This window comes from Oceanicaulis sp. UBA2681 (assembly GCF_002354675.1).
Classification (GTDB): domain Bacteria; phylum Pseudomonadota; class Alphaproteobacteria; order Caulobacterales; family Maricaulaceae; genus Oceanicaulis; species Oceanicaulis alexandrii.
In genome coordinates this window covers 240,957-257,778 of sequence record NZ_DEMB01000003.1, presented here as the reverse complement: position 1 = coordinate 257,778, position 16,822 = coordinate 240,957, and the positions used below count along the sequence as shown (strand labels likewise).

Sequence of the window (16,822 nt, the reverse complement as noted above, 5' to 3'; positions counted from 1 at the left end):
CTTCATAAAGCAGGTCGGACGGCTCTGAAGTCGAGCCGCCGGTCTAGTCGCTGCATGTAGATCGACGCCGTCCGGCGTCGAGGCTTAACTGATGTGTTCGGCGTAGGCCGCGTCATCCATCATGGCGTCGAGCTGGCTCTTGTCAGACAGCTTGATCTTCACGAACCAGCCTTCGCCGTCCGGCGCTTCGTTGACCTTGGCGGGCTCGCCTTCCAGCAGCTCGTTGACGGCGATGATCTCGCCCGACACCGGCGCATAGACTTCAGACGCGGCTTTCACGCTTTCCACAACGGCCAGCTCATCGCCCGCCGAGACGGTCTTGCCCACTTCGGGCAGCTCGACAAACACCACATCGCCCAGCTGTTCGGCGGCGTAGGCGGTGATGCCCACAACGCCCTCTTCGCCGTCAACACGGATCCATTCATGGTCTTTGGTAAATCGGGTGCTCATCAGACGTCTCCTCCAGAGCGAAATCGTGCGGGATCAACCGCGATAAAAACGATGCGGCGCGAAGGGCGTTTTCACCACTTCAGCCGGGCGCGCCTTGCCGCGCACCATCAAATCAACCTGCGTGCCGGGCGCCGACAGATCGGTGCGCACAAAGCCCATCGCGATGGGAGCGCCGACAGTCGGACCAAATCCGCCCGAAGTGACGACGCCGACAATCTCGCCATTCACGGCGATCTCGGTGCCTTCACGCGCCGGGGCGCGGTCTTTCAGCGCCAGACCCACGCGCTTTTTCGCGGGCTTTTCGGCGATGTCTTTCAGGATGCGCGCAGCGCCGGGGAAATCGGCGCGCTCGCGACGCGATTTGGCCACCGCCCAGATCAGACCGGCCTCGATGGGCGAAGTCGTCTCATCCATGTCATGGCCGTACAGGCACAGACCGGCTTCCAGACGCAGGGAATCGCGCGCGCCCAGACCGATCGGCTTGACCCGCTCATCACTCAGAAGCTTGCGGGCGAAATCGCTGGCGTGTTCGTTGGCGACGGAGATTTCAAACCCGTCCTCGCCGGTATAGCCCGAGCGCGAAATCATCAGGCGCAGGCCGTCGATTTCAAACCAGCCCGCCTGCATGAACACCATCTTCGCCGCGTCCGGGCAAAGGTCGGCCATCACGGCGCCCGCCTGCGGGCCCTGCAGCGCCAGAAGCGCGCGGCCATCAAGCTCGACCAGCTCGGCGACGCCTTTGGTCGCCTCGATGATGTAATCAAAGTCAGAGCGCTTGCAGGCGGCGTTCACCACCAGGAACAGCCCTTCATCATCGGGGCGGGAGACCATCAGGTCGTCCTTGACCCCGCCTTCAGGGTTCAGGAGCAGCGTGTATTTCTGTTCGCCCTGCGGCAGCGCCGCAAGGTCCGCCGTAATCAGCTTCTCAAGCGCGCTTTCATCGCCGATCAGCCGCGCCTGACCCATATGGGAGACGTCAAACAGGCCCGCAGCCTCGCGCGTATGATTATGCTCGGCCATGACGCCGTCATACTGGACGGGCATCTCATAGCCGGCGAACGGGACCATTTTGGCGCCCAGTTCGACGTGAAGATCATAAAGCGGCGTGCGGTTGAGCGTGTCGGTCATGTCTGGCCTCAAGCATGCGGGTTGCGTGCGTCGCGCGGCTCATGCCGGCTCCGAATCGCCCCCGCTGTCTTGATGACCTGAGAGATTCCCGCGTCGCGCCTTCAAAAACAGGCGCGCGCATTGCTCCTTCGGTGGGGCGTCTGAACGTCAGCGCCCGCTTTCCAGCGTTAGGTCTTAGGCTTGCGGTCCGTTAGCCTGAGCGTTTCCGGGGCGGTTGCGCCTTCGGCGCCGGCGTCTTCGGCCGGTCTCTCCCGCAAGTGACCTCATGTATCCCCGCTGCAGCGCGCCTCACGGCGGGTCTGCACCGACGCGCAAACCTAGCGTTTGACGGATATGAGTCAATCGCGATTGGGCGCTGCAGCATAAGCTTTTGTTCCCGCAGCTGCGCATGAAACGGCCCGCCAGAAGACGGGCCGCAATTCATGTCTGGCTTGACCTTGCTTCGGTCCGGGCGGGATCGGACAGGCCCTGCAAAAGCCGAAAGTGGGCCGCGCCTTCTCTGACCTAAGGGTGGGTCTTTGAAGAGGAGAAGGCGCAGCCCACACAGCGCGCGCGGGGAGAACCGGACGCGCTGGAACCGCACCCGGATCTAGGTCCGCTCGATGACGTTCTGACGGCGCACCCGCTCCTGATGCAGGGCGACAACGCGCGGATCATTCATTTGCTGAAGCGCTTGCGCCGTGGTGCGCGCCTGGCAATCGCGGGCGATCCGCACATCCAGCAGCCCGCGAGCGTCATGGACATTGCAATAGCGCTCGACCTGGTTTGCGAGCCGGTCCAGGACCATTTCGCGTCCTTCCGGTGATGACAGCATCCAGCGATCATACTCAAAGTTGAATGTCTGGGCGTTTGAGGGGGCGCAGATCACAACAGCCGTGACAGCGGCGGCGACAAGGGTTCTGACAGAGATCATTCGGTACTCTCCTGCGTTTGTTGAGCCGGCGAGAGCGCGGCCTGTCCAGATGACGAGAGCGAGACTGGTCTGAGCCACGCCACAAATCCTGAGCGTGATATGCGCCAGTCCTGAAAAATTATAAGGTGCTATTTTAATTGAGATTTTTTTCTAATTCTGAGGAGCAAAAACCGTGCATCGCCCTGCACTCTGACTACAATCGCCGAACATGCTGACTTCAGGGGGCGCGGCGTTGACCGACACGACACATAAGGATGCAACTGACGCAGAGGCGAACGCTGCGCCGCTGCTTCTGGCAGGCGGACGGCTGTCCCTTGATCCGGTCGGGTCCAGGGTTCTGCTGGATGGCAAGCCGATTGAACTCGGCGGGCGCAGTTTCACCCTGTTGCACACGCTTATGCGGCACCCCATGCAGCTTCTGGCCAAAGACAGGTTGATCGAACTTGTATGGGAAGGTCGCGCTGTCTCCGATGCGGTGCTGACAACGGCTGTGCGCGATCTGAGAAGAGCCCTCAACGATAGCGCCAGACGCCCCTTATGGGTCAAAACCGAACATGGTCGGGGCTATCGTTTCATCGCAGATGTGCAGGCGAAAAGGTCACTGCCCGAACCATCGCCCACAACCGGCGCAGACCTCTCAATGCCAGAGCAACGTGAATCGCGTGCAGCAATCGCAACCCAGACCGCAACGCCCTTGGCTGACTCACCTTTTCGCCGGCTCCCTCCCTCTTGGCTCATCGCAGGGATTGCCGGGCTTGGACTTGTGATCGTATTGGCGGCCAGTGTCTTTCTAGGCGAGCGGACATCGGCCACATCCGCGATAAACCGCTCGGTGGCCGTGCTCGATTTTGAAAATCTGAGCGCGGAAGACGACACAGCCTGGTTCGCAAACGCCTTGTCAGAAGAACTGACCAGCGCCCTGACCCGAGTATCGGACCTGCGTGTTGCTTCTCGGCGTGCGACGTTTACCGCGTCCCAGGACAGCCAAGACCTTCAAGACATCGCCCATCATCTCGGCGTGGCGAACATCCTGGAAGGCACAGTGCGCATTTCAGGCGATCAGGTCCGTGTCACGGTCTCGCTTGTTAGCGCGAGTGACGGGGCGCAGGTCTGGTCACAGAGTTATGACCGCGACTTCAATCATCTGCTCAGCCTTCAGACTGACATTGCGACAGCCGTGGCGAACACACTCGATACCGCGCTTGATCCGGATACGCTCGTGCGCATGGCTTCAGTAGGGACGGAGTCAATCGCGGCCTATGAAGCGTATATGCGCGGGCAAGCCCTGATGGCGCAGTTCTGGCAGACCGGACGCTCTGAGTCCTGGAGCCGGGCGCAGCCCTTACTCGACAGGGCGCGTTCAATCGATCCGGACTTCGCTCAGGCCCATGCAGCGTCTGCGCTCGTGTTCAAATATTCCAATACGCCGTCCCTGGTGATGCGCGCAGACGCCCTGAGCGGAGAGGCGTACAGACAGGAATATGCGGCGCGCATGGATGCCGCCATCGCCGCCGCTCGCGACCCGATTGAAGCGGCGTCCTATCGTGCATTGCGAGACTTTGAACTGTTTGAACTGGATGCTGCGCGTGAGGCGCTCGCGACCTATCTGACAGCACGCCCGTACGATATTGACGCCAACTTCCAGCACAGCAACACCCTTGTAATGCTGGGCCGTCATGAAGAGGCGCAACAGGTCATACGACGGCTTGCAGAGATTATCCCGCGTGAGGATGCGACAAACCGAAGCCTGCTGATTCAGCATGCCCGAAAATCGCGGGATTTCGAATTTGCCGCGACCCTTTCGCGCGAAACCCTGACCGACCACCCGTTCTTCGGAGTTGCTTTGGTGGAGGCCCATTGGGCGTTCCTTTTCATCGACGCGGTTGATGAAGCACGTGAGGTCGCGGCTCGAATTGAAGCCAGCCAGGTTGGACGGATCGCCCAGATGAGCATACGGCTCAATCAGTTCTGCGCGGATGGAAATCGTGAGGAGGCTGTCCCGATCGCCGCGGAGATGACGAACCATCCCCGCTCTTTCATAGTCGCCTGGTACGCCTACCGAGCCCTTGGCGATGATGACGCCGCCTATGGCCGCTTGCTTGAGCTTGACGCCCCCGGCACGCCGCCGTCGAGGTTGCGCACCCTGTTATTGAACGATCCGTCATTTGACCCGGCGCGCTTTGAGCATCTGTCCGCAGCTCTGGTGGAGGCTGGCGGACGGCTGACGGAACCCACGCAGCCGGCCGTACGGTGCCCGCCCGCCTGACGCGCTTTTTACATCCGCTCGGGCACGTCAATTCCAATCAGGCCGAGCACGATCTCGAGCTGTGTGAGCGTGGTCCCGGCCAGGGTCAGGCGCGAGGCGCGAATGGCCTCGTCCTTTTCCGGCAGGATCGGACAGGCGGCGTAAAAGCCCGAAAACGCTTGCGCGAGCCCATAGGCGTGTTCGCACAACACGTTCGGGGCCCGGTCCCGCTCGGCGCGGCCAAGTGCGCTTTCAAACGCGTCCAGACGACGGATCAGCGCCGCCTCAGCCTTGTCCGATATCGTCACCGCGCCGGGTTTGATCCCCTGCTCGCCGGCCTTCTTCAGCAGCGATTTGATGCGCACGGCCTGATATTGCAGATACGGCCCGGTCTTGCCTTCAAAGCTGACAAAGCGGTCCAGATCAAAGATGTAGTTGGTGGTGCGCACATTCTGCAGATCGGAGAACTTGATCGCGGCGTTGCCCACGGCGCGCGCCACATCTTCAAACTCGTCTTCAGTCAGCTGTGCGCCCAGCCCCGCCTCGTTCAGGCGCGCCCGCGCCCGCTCGCGGGCTTCACTGATCAGATCGGCCAGACGGAAGGTGCCGCCAGCGCGGGTGCGCAGACGTTTGCCGTCGGTCCCGTTCACCGTGCCGAACTTCACGTGCTCCAGCGCGCCTTCTTCCGCGAGACCGGCCTTATAGGCGGCGCGGAAGACTTGTTCGAAGTGATCAGACTGGCCCAGATCAACCACATAAAGGGTCAGCTCGGGGTTTTGCTGCTGTTTGCGATCCAGAATGGTCGCAAGGTCGGTAGTGGCGTACAGCGCCGAGCCCTGGCTTGAGACCAGGATCAGCGGCGCCAGTTCTTTCTTGTCGTCCTCACGGGCGACGCGCACGATCCAGGCGCCGTCGCTCTGCTCGGCCACGCCGCGCGCCTTGAAGTCCTCGACCAGCCCCGGAATCAGATCATTGACGTCGCTTTCGCCCTTCCACAGGTCGAAATGAACGCCCAGCGCGCCGAAATCATCTTTCAGCGCCGCAATCGACACATTGATGAAATGGCGCAGCAGCGCGCGATAGCCCGGTCGCCCGGCCTGCAGTTCAGCGGTCGCCTTGCGCGAGCGCGCATTGCGCTCGGGGTCATCCTTGGCCTTGGCGGAGGCCTGCGGATAAAGCCGCGCCAGATCGTCGATGGTCACCGGGGGTTCTTCCGGATACGGGCCCGTGAAATCAGCGTCGTAATAGACAAGGTCCGGCTGCTCATCCTGCAGCTCGGTGACCAGATGGCCCATCTGAAGGCCCCAATCACCCAGGTGGATGTCGGAGGTGACGTCATGACCGCGAAAGCGCATCAGGCGCTGCAGGCTGTCGCCGATCACCGATGACCGCAAATGGCCCACATGCATGGGCTTGGCCACGTTCGGTCCGCCGAAATCAATCATCACCCGCTTGGGGGCCGCGCTCTGACGGCCGCCCACACGGGCGTCGTCCGCCAGGCCATGGGCGCGGATCGCGTAGAGCGTGCTGGCCGGGGTGATGTTGAGAAAGCCGGGCCCGGCGATCTCGATCTCCAGCTCCGGGTGCTGCGCGTCGAGCTCAGCCTTCACGTCTTCGGCGACGGCGCGCGGGGCTTTCTTGGCCTGTTTGGCCGCCGCCATGGCGCCATTGCACTGATAGGGCGCAAGATCGGGACGGTCGGATTCAAACACCGTCCCCAGATCGGCGGAAAGGCCCACGGCCTCGAACGCAGCGCCGACAGCGCTGGTCAGTTGTTCGACAATCGAAGTCATAACGTCTCGAATATTTTAATCGTCTTGCCCGGCCCGGACACGGAAGCGCAGACCGCTGCGATTGAATTCCAGCTGTTCATCGGTCAGCTCAAAGCCCACCAGAATTTCATAGTTGGAGCCCGAAGTGGTCGGTGACACGCGCGGCAGGGAAATGGAGTTGAACTCCTCGATCACTTCCACACGATCTTCACCGGGCTCGAACGTCACGGTGATGGGGAAGGTCTGGCGCTCAATCACAACCCGGTCCGTCCGGGTGACCGCCACGAACATCTCATAGGTCTTGGTCATGCCCTGCGCCGCCGGTCCGCGGCCAAATCCCAGGCGCACGCCCATCTCCATCTCGATGGGATCCGCGTTGCGATCGGTGTAACGGCAATTGCTGGCGACATTGAGAATCTCGCCGGTGAACCCCACATTTTCAAAGACAGCGGTCTCGCCATTGATTTCCACCAGCCGGTGGGCGTCATACAGCGCCAGCGCGTTCGGGCAGGGCCCCGGATTGGGATCCGGCTCCGAAATGGTGTCACGCAGGGTGGAGCACCCGGACAGGACCAGAGCAGCGACGGACAGGCTCAGAACGGACAGGCGCATGAATAACCTCAAGGCGTTCGGATGGCGAACCATCTCAGAGGACGGCATGCCCCCCTTCGCGGGGCGCACGGTGTCTGCTAGAGCAGTCTGTACGACGCGCGCGCGGACAGGGCAACGCCCCGCCGCCTTTCCCCGCAGAGGAAATCCATGACCGACAAACCCGTCTTGACCGTCCAGCTGGCCTCTCCGCGCGGGTTTTGCGCCGGTGTGGATCGTGCGATTCAGATTGTGGAGAAAGCGCTCGAGCGCTATGGCGCGCCGGTTTTCGTGCGTCATGAGATCGTTCACAACAAACATGTGGTCAATCGGCTGGAGGCCATGGGCGCGGTGTTCGTCAAGGAACTCGACGAATGTCCTGACGATCGCCCGGTGGTGTTTTCAGCTCATGGCGTGCCGCAACGCGTCCCCGCCGAGGCCGCTCGCCGCGAGATGCTTTATGTGGACGCCACCTGCCCGCTGGTCAGCAAAGTGCATGTGGAAGCGCAGCGTCATCACAAATCCGGACAGGAAATCCTGCTGATCGGTCATGCCGGCCATCCCGAGGTGATCGGCACCATGGGTCAGCTGCCCGACGGCGTGATGCATCTGATCGAAACGGTGGAAGACGCTCAAACCTTCGAGCCGAAAGACCCTGACAATATCGCCTTCGTCACCCAGACCACCTTGTCCGTCGACGACACCGCCGACATCGTGGCCGCCTTGCAAAAGCGCTTTCCGAATATCGCCGCGCCGCACAAGGAAGACATCTGCTACGCCACCACCAATCGTCAGGCGGCGGTAAAGGCCATCGGCGAAGGCGCGGACCTGGTGCTGGTCGTCGGCGCACCCAACTCGTCCAACTCCGTACGGCTGGTGGAAGTGGCCGAACGCGCGGGCGCCAAGGCTGCGCATCTGGTTCAGAAAGCTGAAGAGATCGACTGGTCCTGGCTGGAGGGCGTGGAACGTCTGGGCGTCTCCGCCGGCGCTAGCGCGCCCGAAGAACTTGTGGAGGGCCTGCTGTCCGCCCTGGCGCGCCGCTACACCCTGCACATTCGTGAGGTCCGGGTGGCTGAGGAAAACGTGGTCTTCAAACTGCCCAAGGAAGTGGCGTAGGCTCTCCGTCAGGAGGCGCGTATGGCCCGGAACAAGACCCAACCCACCCCCGTCGACGTCGACGCATTCCTGAGCGCCGTCGAACCTGAACGCCGCCGTGAGGACGGCCAGGCGCTCAACGCCCTGTTCCAGCGCGTCACGGGCTGGTCGCCCAGAATGTGGGGACCCGGCATGATCGGCTATGGAGCCTACCATTATCGCTATGACAGCGGACGGGAGGGCGATTTCCTCGCCACCGGCTTCAGCCCGCGCAAAGCGAACCTCTCCATCTACATCATGCCCGGCTATGCCGATTATTCAGACATCCTGAGCCGTCTGGGCAAGCACAAGACCGGCAAGAGCTGTTTGTATGTGTCCAAGCTGGCGGATGTTGATCTGGACGTTCTGAGCGAACTCATTCAAGCCGGGCTTGAGGATCTGGGCCGCAAATGGCCCGTCACGCCCAGCTAGCTTTTTGAGAGTCCGACTTGGCCGACAACATTATTCACATCCACACGGACGGCGCCTGTTCGGGCAATCCCGGCCCCGGCGGTTGGGGGGCGATCCTGCACTGGAATGGCCATGAAAAAGAGCTGTCCGGCGCTGAAGCGGACACCACCAATAACCGCATGGAGCTGATGGCGGCGATCGCGTCTCTGGAGGCGCTGAAGAAAGCGCCCTCCAAAGTGCGGCTGGTCACAGACAGCACCTATGTGCGTGACGGCGTGACCAAGTGGATTCACGGCTGGAAGCGGAACGGCTGGAAAACCGCCGCAAAGAAACCGGTCAAGAATGACGACCTCTGGAAGCGGCTCGATGCGATCGCGTCAAAGCATGACGTCACCTGGGAATGGGTGAAGGGCCATGCCGGCCATCCCGAGAACGAACGCGCCGATCAGCTGGCGCGCGACGCGATCTCAACGCTTTAAAACCGAAAACCCCGGCCCGGCGAAGCGCCGGCCCGGGGTCTGTGTCAGGTCAGGCGCTCTGGCTCTTAAAGCGCCTTGAGCACATGCTCGGCGGAGGACACTTCAAAATTGCCCGGCTCGTCCAGGAAGAAGTGCTCAATCACCTTGTCGTTGACCACCAGCGCATAGCGTTGGGACCGTTTTCCCATCCCGAACGCCGAGCCGTCCATTTCAAGGCCGAGCGCCGAGGCGAAATCGCCATTGCCGTCCGCGAGCATGAGGACAGCAGCGCCCGCGCCCTGGTCCTTGCCCCAGGCGCCCATGACGAACACGTCATTGACCGAGGTGCAGGCGATCCGGTCCACGCCCTTGGCCTGAAGCTCGGACGCTTTCTCGATGAAGCCCGGCAGGTGCTTGGCTGAACAGGTCGGGGTGTAGGCGCCCGGCACAGCGAACAGCGCTACGCGCTTGCCGGCGAACACGTCATCAGTGCTCATCGGCTGGGGGCCGTCTGCGGTCATGGTCATGAAGGTGACGTCAGGCAGGGTGTCGCCGGCTTTGAGGGTCATGGGGAGGCTCCAGATGGGACGGTTGACTGGCACCAGACTTAAGACGCCCCCTGCCCCGCGACAAGACGGCGCGCACGCGGGCAGGGCTGGACAATCGCCGCGCTTGGGGAAAAGCTGTGGGCATGGATGCGCCCCAACCTCATACCCAATCTGGATATCTGGGCGGAAAGCTGTTGATCGCCAGCCCCTTGATCGGCGATCCCAGGTTTGACCGCACGGTGATCTATATGTGCGCGCACGATTCCGAGACCGCCATGGGCATTATCCTCAATCGCCCGATGACAGGCTTTCGATTGCCTGACCTGCTGGACCAGCTGGATGTGGCGGGCGGCGCGCAGGCGGCGGACGCGCCGGTGCTGGAAGGCGGACCGGTGGATCGCGATCGCGGTTTCGTTCTGCACACGCTGGATGTGGCGTGCGGACCGGCGACCGAGCAGGTCGGCGAGGATCTGGGGCTGACCGCCACGCAGGAAATCCTCAATGCGCTGGCCTCTGACGCGGCGCCCGCCCGGGCGCTGATGGCGCTGGGGTATGCAGGCTGGGCGGCGGGTCAGCTGGAAGACGAAATCAGCCTGAACGCCTGGCTCGTCGCGGACGCCGATCACAGCCTGATCTTCGACGACCAGCCCGAAGACAAATGGGCGCGCGCGCTCAACAAGCTGGGCGTGACGCCGGAATTTCTGACGGCCGCCAGCGGCAACGCCTAATATTTTCGAATGACCACATTCACCGTTGACTTGGCGCCGGAATTCCGTTCAATGAATACGGAATTCCCCTCTGACGTGTCTGGTGATCGCATGTCCCTGCAAAGACACCGCAAGCGATCGATTCGCCTCACCCGGGTCCGCAACACCGTTGCGAAGGCCTTTGTTTTTGGCGTTCTGGGCATGGCGGTTATTCTGTTTCCGCTCGCGTTGACGTCAGGTTCCGTCAAGGCGCTGTGGTATTTCTAGCCGCAGACGAGCGGATACTGTCTGACGCCTGAACCGCTCAGACGCCCGTTGTCCGGGCACACTGAAACCGGCCTTTCAACCCATCCGTGACAACGCGGGCTGCATCCTGTGGCGCGAGCGCCTGCGCATACAAAAATCCCTGGCCATAATCACAGCCGAGATCGAGACACAGGGCGTGCGCCGCGTCGGTTTCCACGCCCTCCGCGACCACTTGCATGCCATAGCTCTCGGCGATCCGGACCACGGATGAAATGATGGACCGGGCGGAGCCGTCCGTCAGGGCGGCGCGAATGAAATACTGATCAAGTTTGACCACATCAAAGGCGAACCGGTCGAGACGCGCCAACGAGGAGTACCCGGTCCCGAAATCATCCAGCACGATCGGCACGCCCTGATCACGCACCGCATTGAGCGTGCGTTCGGCCGCGTCCGGGTCCATCATCACATCGGTTTCATTGACTTCCAGCTTGAAGCCGCCCGCCGGCAGGCCCGCCGCGTTCACCGCTTCCAGCAGACGCTCTGCAAACCCAGGGGCGCTGACTTCGGTCGCTGTGGCGTTAGCGGTGACGAACAGGTCCAGATGGCCTTGAAACGCGGCGCGCCAGGCCGACAGATCCAACGCCGCCATGGCGCGCACATTGTCGCCCACAGCCTCGATATATCCATGGGACTGGGCCAGTGGCATGAACTCTTCAGCGCCCAAGACGCCCACTCCCGGACGATCCCACCGGGCCAGCGCTTCAAATCCCGCCAAAGCGCGCGTTTCAAGCTCGACCACGGGCTGGTAATAGGCGCAGACCTCGCCGGCCTGCAGCGCCTCAGCCAGGGCAGTCTCCATATCCATGTCGGCGCGCACGCCCGCAGAGCCGCCCGCGGGCAGCATAAGCCCGCGCCAGGTCATCGCATCGCCCTGCCCGATCAGCCGCACATAGCGCACCTGATGGTCATCTCCGAGCACTCGCAGTCGCAGATCACAGGCCCCGGCGCGCCGAAGAACGTCCAGACGCGGCTGGTCCGGCGGGGCCAGTCTGTTGCGAAACTGGCTGAAACCGCCCTCGACGCTCAACTCACTCAGCCCGAGTGACGGGGTTTGCCCCCCCAGATGCAAAGTGTCGTTCAGAAGTCCGATCTCAACGGACAATGCCCCGGCCGCCGCGACAGCATCTTGATAGGACCGAAGCGCGGCGGGGTCCGTCATCGGATCGGATCCGACTTCAGGATGGCGAATTTCAGATGGTCTCGCCATTCCCCGTAGATCTTCAAATATCCCCGCGACACGCCTTCAGGCGTGAACCCGACCGAGATCAGCAACAAGCGTGATGCGTCGTTATCCAGCCGGGTCGCCGCCTCGACACGATGCAGGCGCAAGGTGTTGAAGGCATGACCCAGCACGCGTCGGACAGCGGCGCGGGCATAGCCCTTGCGCACATAGGGCGAGCCGATCCAATAGCCGATATCGGCCGCCTGCAGCACGCCGCGGCGGACATTATTGAGATTGCAGGCGCCGACCAGCACATCGTCCGATGCCCGGAAGATGAAAAACGGATAACCGGTCCCGTTCTCGATATCGGTCTGGTAACGGCGCAGACGGCGTTTGAACGCGGATTTGGACAGCTCGTCTTCCGCCCAGGCGGGCTCAAACGGTTCGGTATGCGCCCGGCTGGCCGAGCGCAGCTTGGCCCAGGCCTCGTAATCGTCGAGTTGGGGATGGCGCAGCCTGAGCCCTTCGGACCACAGAACCGTCTCTTGCATGTCTTCTCGCCAGAGCGCCATCTGGGGTGTCCTTCGCCGTCCGTTTACTCACCGCGCCATGTCAGGCGGCCAGCCTGTATATGATACGCGAAGTAAACAGCCAGCAAAGCCAGCGTCATGGCGAACCAGGTAATTGCATACGCCAGGTGCCGTTCAGGCGGAGTCTGGGTCAGATAAGCAGGTGGCTCTCCCGTGCTTTTCGCCAGCCAGTACTGTGTATTCAGCGTCTCAGCCTCAACCTCGAGCACACGGCTCATGCCGACGGGATCAAAGGCGTAGAACATGTTCGCCTCGACATCTGAGGGCGGGGTGAAAACCCCCGTTCCCAGAGGCGTTTCAAAGCGCAACGCGTCAGCTTGAGCCAAGACTGCGGGCGCGCCGTCATCCGCGCGAGTGGCGGTTTGCAAGCCTTCAAACCCGGTCTCAACCAGAACCCGCTCTTGCCCGTCACAGACGCGTACGGCGGTGAACAGCCGCCAGCCGGGCGCGCCTTGCGCATTGCGTCCGGACACGCGAACGATCCTCGCCGCTGCGTCCACATCAGGCTCAATCGCCCGGCGGCCTGTCTCGGCCAGGCCCTGACACAGGCCTTCAGACACCGTGATGGGGGGGGCGTCAGCCGTCGCCGCATACTGGGCCAGCAGCTCCACTTTCCAGGCGCGCCGATCCAGTTGCCAGCTGCCCAGCCATATCAACAAGGCCAGCGCCGGCAGCATCAGAAGGGTCAGGACGGGATAGGGGCGAAACCTCGCCATGACATTACGCCGCGTCGGTATCGGTACGGGAAGGATCCGTCCCCTCGCCCACACGCTCAGTCTCGACCGGGTCGAGATCAAGCTGGGCCTCGTGGGCGTTATGCTTCCACTGCAGGGCGAACAGGGTCGCCTTGAAGGGCGGCAGGATCAGCAAGGTCAGAAGGGTCGCCAGCGGCAGCCAGACCAGCATGTGCACCCAGACGGGCGGTGAAATCGCCAGCTCCATCGCCAGGGCGGCGGGCACGACGATGAAACCAACGATGGACATCACGAAAACGGCGGGGCCGTCCCCTGAGTCTTCGCTGGAGAAATCAAGGCCGCAGACGCCGCAGGCGTCCGCGACCTTGAGATAGCTCTGAAACAGAGCCCCTTTGCCACAGCGCGGGCAGCGCCCGAGCAGGCCGGCGAGGAAGGGGCTCGTTTCAGTCATTAATGGCCAACCCCGTGCACGGTGCCGAGACCGGCGAAGGCCACATAGACGAAGGCGAACAGGAACAGCCAGACCACGTCCACGAAGTGCCAGTACCAGGCCGCCGCTTCAAAGCCGAAATGCTTCTCTTTGGTCCAGTGGCCCATCAACAGACGGATCAGGCAAACCGCCAGGAAGATGGTGCCGATGATCACGTGCGCGCCATGGAAGCCGGTGGCCATGTAGAAGGTCGCGCCATACAGGCTGCCGGAAATGCCGAAGGCGGCGTGGGAGTACTCATACGCCTGAAGCGCCGTGAAGCAGACCCCGAGGACCACGGTAAGCAGGGTGCCCAGCGTGGCGCCCTTGCGGTCACCATGCTGAAGCGCGTGGTGCGCCCAGGTCACCGTGGTGCCTGACAATAGCAGAACCAGCGTGTTGATCAGCGGCAGGTGGAAGGGATCAAAGGTCTGGATGCCCGGCACGCCGGCTTCCCAACCTGAATAGTCAATGCCCAGGACTTCACCGGTCCAGCCTGCGCCTGCCCGATCGCCATGGAACAGCGCCATGTCGAAGAACATCCAGAACCAGGCCGCAAAGAACATCACCTCGGAGACGATGAACAAGAGCATGCCATAGCGCAGGCCCAGATCCACGACCGGGGTGTGGTCGCCTTTCTGGCCTTCCTTGATGATGTCGCCCCACCAGCCGAACATCACATAAATGATGATCGCGAAGCCCAGCATCATCAGGACCGGAGAGCCCTGCTGGAGGAAGAAGTAGAAGATCGACTCTTCGTTGGTCGACAGACCCTTCATGAAGACGACCGCGCCAAACGTCAGCACGAACGCGCCAAGAGAGGCGACGAACGGCCATGGGCTGGGATCAACGAGGTGATAATCGTGTTTAACGGCTGCGCCGGCCATGAGAGTCTCCCGCCAGTAAGTTCCGGGTCAATTTCCAAGCGCTTCTATAAGGGCGCCCGTCCCGGTATTCAATTCATCACACGCTTGCGCGCTACTGGGCTTCAGCGTCCGGTCCGGACGCCTCTGCAGTTTCATAGACCCGCTCGTCGCCGCTTTCCCAGAACGTATAGGAGAGCGTCATCGTGCGGATATCGTCCAACCGGTCATCTTCGTCCATAAGGGGATCTACGAAGAAGATCACCGGCATATCCATGGATTGCCCCGGATCGAGCGTTTGCTCGGTGAAGCAGAAGCACTCCAGCTTGGAAAAATACGGCCCCATCTTGAACGGGGTCACATTGTAGCTGGCGATGCCCGTCACGGGGCGATCAGAGGTGTTTGTCGCGCGGTAAAACGCCAAGGCCGTCTCGCCGGCGCGCACCGTCATTTCGTTTTGCAGCGGCTCGAACTCCCAGGGGAAGTCCCGCGAGCGCGAGGCGTCAAAGCGCACCGTCACTTCGCGATCCAGCACCTGGCCCGGATCGTATTGAACGACCTGGGTCGTGCCGCCATAGCCGGTCACCCGGCAGAACAGGTCATAAATCGGCACCGCCGCGTACGCCATGCCGACCATGCCCAGAATGATCCCGCCGCACAGGGCGAAAACCTTGGTGTTCTTGTCGAGCTTGGAAAACATCAGCGGTCAGCCTCCCATATTATAATTGGTCGCCAGACGGACCATCGTGGTCACGAAGATCAGTCCGACAAACGCGAACAGGCCCAGAGCGATGGCGCGATTGCGATTCTTGCGCGCCGCCTGTTGCTCTTCGGTCAGAACCACCGTCTCCGCATCCGACTCCGCCTTGGCGGCGGGTTGAGGCGATTGCAGCGTCGTTTCAGGGTCGCTCATCACGCGCCTCCCAGGAGGGCCAGAACCGGCTTGTAGCCGCCCGCGCCATGCTCGACGAGCAAGGCGGCGAACAGCAAGGTCAGGTGGGCGATGGAATAAGCGAACAGATCGCGCGCAGCCTTGTCGCCGGCGCGCACCGCATACAGCTCGTCCTCGGCCGCATTGGCGTCGCCCGCGCGCGACAGGAATACTCGAACCGCCAGCAGCGCGAACAGCGCGCCGCCCAGGCCCACAGCACCCGCATAGATCCAGCCGCCCAGCCCCGTGACGATCGGTCCAGCGGTCGCCGCCAGATAAAGCGCGGTGTAGATCAGAATCTGGATCCGGGTGGACTTCGCGCCCTTGGCGACCGGCATCATCGGCACGCCGGCGGCGGAATAATCGCCCGATTTGTAAAGCGCCAGCGCCCAGGAATGCGGCGGCGTCCACAGGAAGATGATCAGGAATAGCAGGACGGCGTTCAGGCTGACATCGCCGGTGGCGGCGGCCCAGCCGATCATCGGCGGAAAGGCGCCCGCGGCGCCGCCGATGACGATATTTTGCGGCGTCGAGCGCTTCAGCCACATGGTGTAGATCACCGTGTAGAAGAAGATCGAGAACGCCAGAAGCCCCGCGGCGACATAATTGGTAGCCAGCGCCATCAGCAAGACCGACGCCAGCGCCATGACGCCCGAGAAGACGTAGGCTTCGCTGGCGGGCACGCGGCCTGTCGGCACCGGACGGCGCCGGGTGCGCTTCATGATCGCGTCGATATCCGCGTCATAGGCCATGTTGAACGCGCCAGCCGCGCCAGCACCGACGGCGATGCACAGCATGGCGATGGCGGCGGTCAGGAAATTCACGCTCACAGGCGCAGCCGCGAACCCCGCCAGACCGGTGAACACCACCAGGGTCATGACGCGCGGCTTCATCAGCGAGACATAGTCTCGCCAGGACGCCAGCTTTGCGGCGTCCGAAGGATCGCTGGGCGGCGCTGCGTCAGCAGCGCCGCCCTTGCGAAGATCAGCGGAGAGGTCGGTCACGGTGTTCGTTTCCGGTTCCGTCAAATCGTTCAACCAACCGCTACTTGATGCGCGGCAGTTCGTTGAACTGGTGGAAGGGCGGCGGAGAGGACAGGGTCCACTCCAGCGTGGTTGCGCCTTCGCCCCACGGATTGGCCTCGGCCGGGCGGCGGCGCATGATCGACTCGATCAGCACCAGGAAGAACGCGGCCATGCCGACCAGCATCACGACATAGCCCATGGACGAGACCATGTTCCACATCGCATAGCCGTCTGCATAATCCACATACCGGCGCGGCATGCCCTGCAGACCCAGGAAGTGCTGCGGGAAGAAGATCAGATTGGCGCCCACGAAGAAGAAGAAGAACTGGATGTTCGCCAGCGTCTCGTTGAACTTGATGCCAAAGATCTTCTCATACCAGTAGTAGAAACCGGCGAAGATCGAGAACACCGCGCCCAGCGACAGCAC

Annotated in this window: 21 protein-coding genes and 1 riboswitch; of the genes, 6 read left to right on the top strand and 15 right to left on the bottom strand. The window is 62.3% G+C overall.

Going from position 1 to position 16,822, the window contains the following annotated elements; all coding sequences use genetic code 11:
• Nucleotides 1-84: 84 nt before the first annotated feature.
• From gcvH to B3M53_RS01945, 3 genes are all read right to left on the bottom strand, one after another.
• Nucleotides 85-450, bottom strand: coding sequence for a glycine cleavage system protein GcvH (gene gcvH / locus B3M53_RS01955; protein ID WP_022701670.1), 366 nt, complete (start codon nt 448-450; stop codon nt 85-87).
• Between the two features lie 33 nt (nt 451-483).
• Nucleotides 484-1,578: a glycine cleavage system aminomethyltransferase GcvT gene (gene gcvT, locus B3M53_RS01950; RefSeq protein WP_022701669.1), complete on the bottom strand. Its 1,095-nt coding sequence runs from the start codon at nt 1,576-1,578 to the stop codon at nt 484-486.
• 173 nt (nt 1,579-1,751) lie between these two features.
• Nucleotides 1,752-1,842, bottom strand: a riboswitch (glycine riboswitch).
• Between the two features lie 325 nt (nt 1,843-2,167).
• A complete protein-coding gene (locus tag B3M53_RS01945) occupies nt 2,168-2,491 on the bottom strand; it encodes a UrcA family protein (protein ID WP_022701668.1) in 324 nt (107 codons plus the stop codon).
• 232 nt (nt 2,492-2,723) lie between these two features.
• Here B3M53_RS01945 and B3M53_RS01940 point away from each other — a divergent pair, with 232 nt between their 5' ends.
• Nucleotides 2,724-4,757 carry a FlgO family outer membrane protein gene (locus B3M53_RS01940; protein ID WP_022701667.1) on the top strand — a complete coding sequence of 678 codons (2,034 nt, stop codon included), beginning with the start codon at nt 2,724-2,726 and terminating at the stop codon, nt 4,755-4,757.
• Between the two features lie 8 nt (nt 4,758-4,765).
• Here the strand turns inward: B3M53_RS01940 and argS are convergent, their stop codons facing one another.
• Both argS and B3M53_RS01930 read right to left on the bottom strand, forming a co-directional pair.
• A complete protein-coding gene (gene argS, locus B3M53_RS01935) occupies nt 4,766-6,529 on the bottom strand; it encodes an arginine--tRNA ligase (protein ID WP_273020843.1) in 1,764 nt (587 codons plus the stop codon).
• A gap of 15 nt (nt 6,530-6,544) precedes the next feature.
• Complete coding sequence (locus tag B3M53_RS01930; protein ID WP_022701665.1) at nt 6,545-7,168, bottom strand: hypothetical protein; 624 nt, start codon at nt 7,166-7,168, stop codon at nt 6,545-6,547.
• Between the two features lie 99 nt (nt 7,169-7,267).
• On the opposite strand from B3M53_RS01930, the gene ispH reads away from it, so the two are divergent.
• From ispH to rnhA, 3 genes are read left to right on the top strand one after another with little or no spacing between them, the layout of a single operon-like run.
• Nucleotides 7,268-8,212, top strand: a complete 945-nt coding sequence (gene ispH, locus B3M53_RS01925) for a 4-hydroxy-3-methylbut-2-enyl diphosphate reductase (protein WP_160092112.1) — start codon at nt 7,268-7,270, stop codon at nt 8,210-8,212.
• A gap of 21 nt (nt 8,213-8,233) precedes the next feature.
• Nucleotides 8,234-8,662: a DUF1801 domain-containing protein gene (locus tag B3M53_RS01920; RefSeq protein WP_273020846.1), complete on the top strand. Its 429-nt coding sequence runs from the start codon at nt 8,234-8,236 to the stop codon at nt 8,660-8,662.
• Between the two features lie 17 nt (nt 8,663-8,679).
• The gene (gene rnhA, locus B3M53_RS01915; RefSeq protein ID WP_022701662.1) at nt 8,680-9,120 is read left to right on the top strand and encodes a ribonuclease HI; all 441 of its coding nucleotides are present in this window, start codon (nt 8,680-8,682) and stop codon (nt 9,118-9,120) included.
• Nucleotides 9,121-9,185: 65 nt separating this feature from the next.
• Here rnhA and B3M53_RS01910 read toward each other — a convergent pair whose 3' ends face one another.
• Complete coding sequence (locus B3M53_RS01910; RefSeq protein WP_022701661.1) at nt 9,186-9,668, bottom strand: peroxiredoxin; 483 nt, start codon at nt 9,666-9,668, stop codon at nt 9,186-9,188.
• A gap of 122 nt (nt 9,669-9,790) precedes the next feature.
• Here B3M53_RS01910 and B3M53_RS01905 point away from each other — a divergent pair, with 122 nt between their 5' ends.
• Nucleotides 9,791-10,375 (top strand): YqgE/AlgH family protein, encoded by a 585-nt coding sequence (locus tag B3M53_RS01905; RefSeq protein ID WP_273020848.1) that lies wholly within the window; start codon nt 9,791-9,793, stop codon nt 10,373-10,375.
• A 9-nt stretch (nt 10,376-10,384) separates the two neighbouring features.
• Complete coding sequence (locus B3M53_RS01900) at nt 10,385-10,621, top strand: hypothetical protein (protein ID WP_022701659.1); 237 nt, start codon at nt 10,385-10,387, stop codon at nt 10,619-10,621.
• A 37-nt stretch (nt 10,622-10,658) separates the two neighbouring features.
• On the opposite strand, the gene B3M53_RS01895 is transcribed toward B3M53_RS01900, so the two are convergent.
• The 9 genes from B3M53_RS01895 to B3M53_RS01855 all read right to left on the bottom strand — a co-directional run.
• Entirely contained in the window at nt 10,659-11,819 is a 1,161-nt protein-coding gene (locus B3M53_RS01895) for an EAL domain-containing protein (protein WP_286799565.1), read from the bottom strand.
• Entirely contained in the window at nt 11,816-12,394 is a 579-nt protein-coding gene (locus B3M53_RS01890; protein ID WP_160092117.1) for a GNAT family N-acetyltransferase, read from the bottom strand. The genes B3M53_RS01895 and B3M53_RS01890 overlap by 4 nt, the downstream gene beginning before the upstream one ends.
• A gap of 23 nt (nt 12,395-12,417) precedes the next feature.
• Nucleotides 12,418-13,128 carry an SURF1 family protein gene (locus B3M53_RS01885; RefSeq protein ID WP_273020853.1) on the bottom strand — a complete coding sequence of 237 codons (711 nt, stop codon included), beginning with the start codon at nt 13,126-13,128 and terminating at the stop codon, nt 12,418-12,420.
• Between the two features lie 4 nt (nt 13,129-13,132).
• Nucleotides 13,133-13,558 (bottom strand): DUF983 domain-containing protein, encoded by a 426-nt coding sequence (locus B3M53_RS01880; protein ID WP_022701655.1) that lies wholly within the window; start codon nt 13,556-13,558, stop codon nt 13,133-13,135.
• The gene (locus tag B3M53_RS01875; protein ID WP_022701654.1) at nt 13,558-14,463 is read right to left on the bottom strand and encodes a cytochrome c oxidase subunit 3; all 906 of its coding nucleotides are present in this window, start codon (nt 14,461-14,463) and stop codon (nt 13,558-13,560) included. The genes B3M53_RS01880 and B3M53_RS01875 overlap by 1 nt, the downstream gene beginning before the upstream one ends.
• Nucleotides 14,464-14,554: 91 nt before the next feature.
• Nucleotides 14,555-15,139 (bottom strand): cytochrome c oxidase assembly protein, encoded by a 585-nt coding sequence (locus tag B3M53_RS01870; RefSeq protein WP_022701653.1) that lies wholly within the window; start codon nt 15,137-15,139, stop codon nt 14,555-14,557.
• Between the two features lie 6 nt (nt 15,140-15,145).
• The gene (locus B3M53_RS01865; protein WP_022701652.1) at nt 15,146-15,352 is read right to left on the bottom strand and encodes a hypothetical protein; all 207 of its coding nucleotides are present in this window, start codon (nt 15,350-15,352) and stop codon (nt 15,146-15,148) included.
• Complete coding sequence (cyoE, locus tag B3M53_RS01860; protein ID WP_233346030.1) at nt 15,352-16,374, bottom strand: heme o synthase; 1,023 nt, start codon at nt 16,372-16,374, stop codon at nt 15,352-15,354. The genes B3M53_RS01865 and cyoE overlap by 1 nt, the downstream gene beginning before the upstream one ends.
• 40 nt (nt 16,375-16,414) lie before the next feature.
• Nucleotides 16,415-16,822: cbb3-type cytochrome c oxidase subunit I (locus B3M53_RS01855; protein ID WP_286799564.1), on the bottom strand; the 408-nt coding region annotated here is incomplete at its 5' end.

Coding starts and splice junctions, on each gene's coding strand:
- gcvH (WP_022701670.1), bottom strand. CDS start 450: ATGAGCACCCGATTTACCAAAGACCATGAATGGATCCGTGTTGACGGC.
- gcvT (WP_022701669.1), bottom strand. CDS start 1,578: ATGACCGACACGCTCAACCGCACGCCGCTTTATGATCTTCACGTCGAA.
- B3M53_RS01945 (WP_022701668.1), bottom strand. CDS start 2,491: ATGATCTCTGTCAGAACCCTTGTCGCCGCCGCTGTCACGGCTGTTGTG.
- argS (WP_273020843.1), bottom strand. CDS start 6,529: ATGACTTCGATTGTCGAACAACTGACCAGCGCTGTCGGCGCTGCGTTC.
- B3M53_RS01930 (WP_022701665.1), bottom strand. CDS start 7,168: ATGCCGTCCTCTGAGATGGTTCGCCATCCGAACGCCTTGAGGTTATTC.
- ispH (WP_160092112.1), top strand. CDS start 7,268: ATGACCGACAAACCCGTCTTGACCGTCCAGCTGGCCTCTCCGCGCGGG.
- B3M53_RS01920 (WP_273020846.1), top strand. CDS start 8,234: ATGGCCCGGAACAAGACCCAACCCACCCCCGTCGACGTCGACGCATTC.
- B3M53_RS01910 (WP_022701661.1), bottom strand. CDS start 9,668: ATGACCCTCAAAGCCGGCGACACCCTGCCTGACGTCACCTTCATGACC.
- B3M53_RS01905 (WP_273020848.1), top strand. CDS start 9,791: ATGGATGCGCCCCAACCTCATACCCAATCTGGATATCTGGGCGGAAAG.
- B3M53_RS01900 (WP_022701659.1), top strand. CDS start 10,385: ATGACCACATTCACCGTTGACTTGGCGCCGGAATTCCGTTCAATGAAT.
- B3M53_RS01895 (WP_286799565.1), bottom strand. CDS start 11,819: ATGACGGACCCCGCCGCGCTTCGGTCCTATCAAGATGCTGTCGCGGCG.
- B3M53_RS01890 (WP_160092117.1), bottom strand. CDS start 12,394: ATGGCGCTCTGGCGAGAAGACATGCAAGAGACGGTTCTGTGGTCCGAA.
- B3M53_RS01885 (WP_273020853.1), bottom strand. CDS start 13,128: ATGGCGAGGTTTCGCCCCTATCCCGTCCTGACCCTTCTGATGCTGCCG.
- B3M53_RS01880 (WP_022701655.1), bottom strand. CDS start 13,558: ATGACTGAAACGAGCCCCTTCCTCGCCGGCCTGCTCGGGCGCTGCCCG.
- B3M53_RS01875 (WP_022701654.1), bottom strand. CDS start 14,463: ATGGCCGGCGCAGCCGTTAAACACGATTATCACCTCGTTGATCCCAGC.
- B3M53_RS01870 (WP_022701653.1), bottom strand. CDS start 15,139: ATGTTTTCCAAGCTCGACAAGAACACCAAGGTTTTCGCCCTGTGCGGC.
- B3M53_RS01865 (WP_022701652.1), bottom strand. CDS start 15,352: ATGAGCGACCCTGAAACGACGCTGCAATCGCCTCAACCCGCCGCCAAG.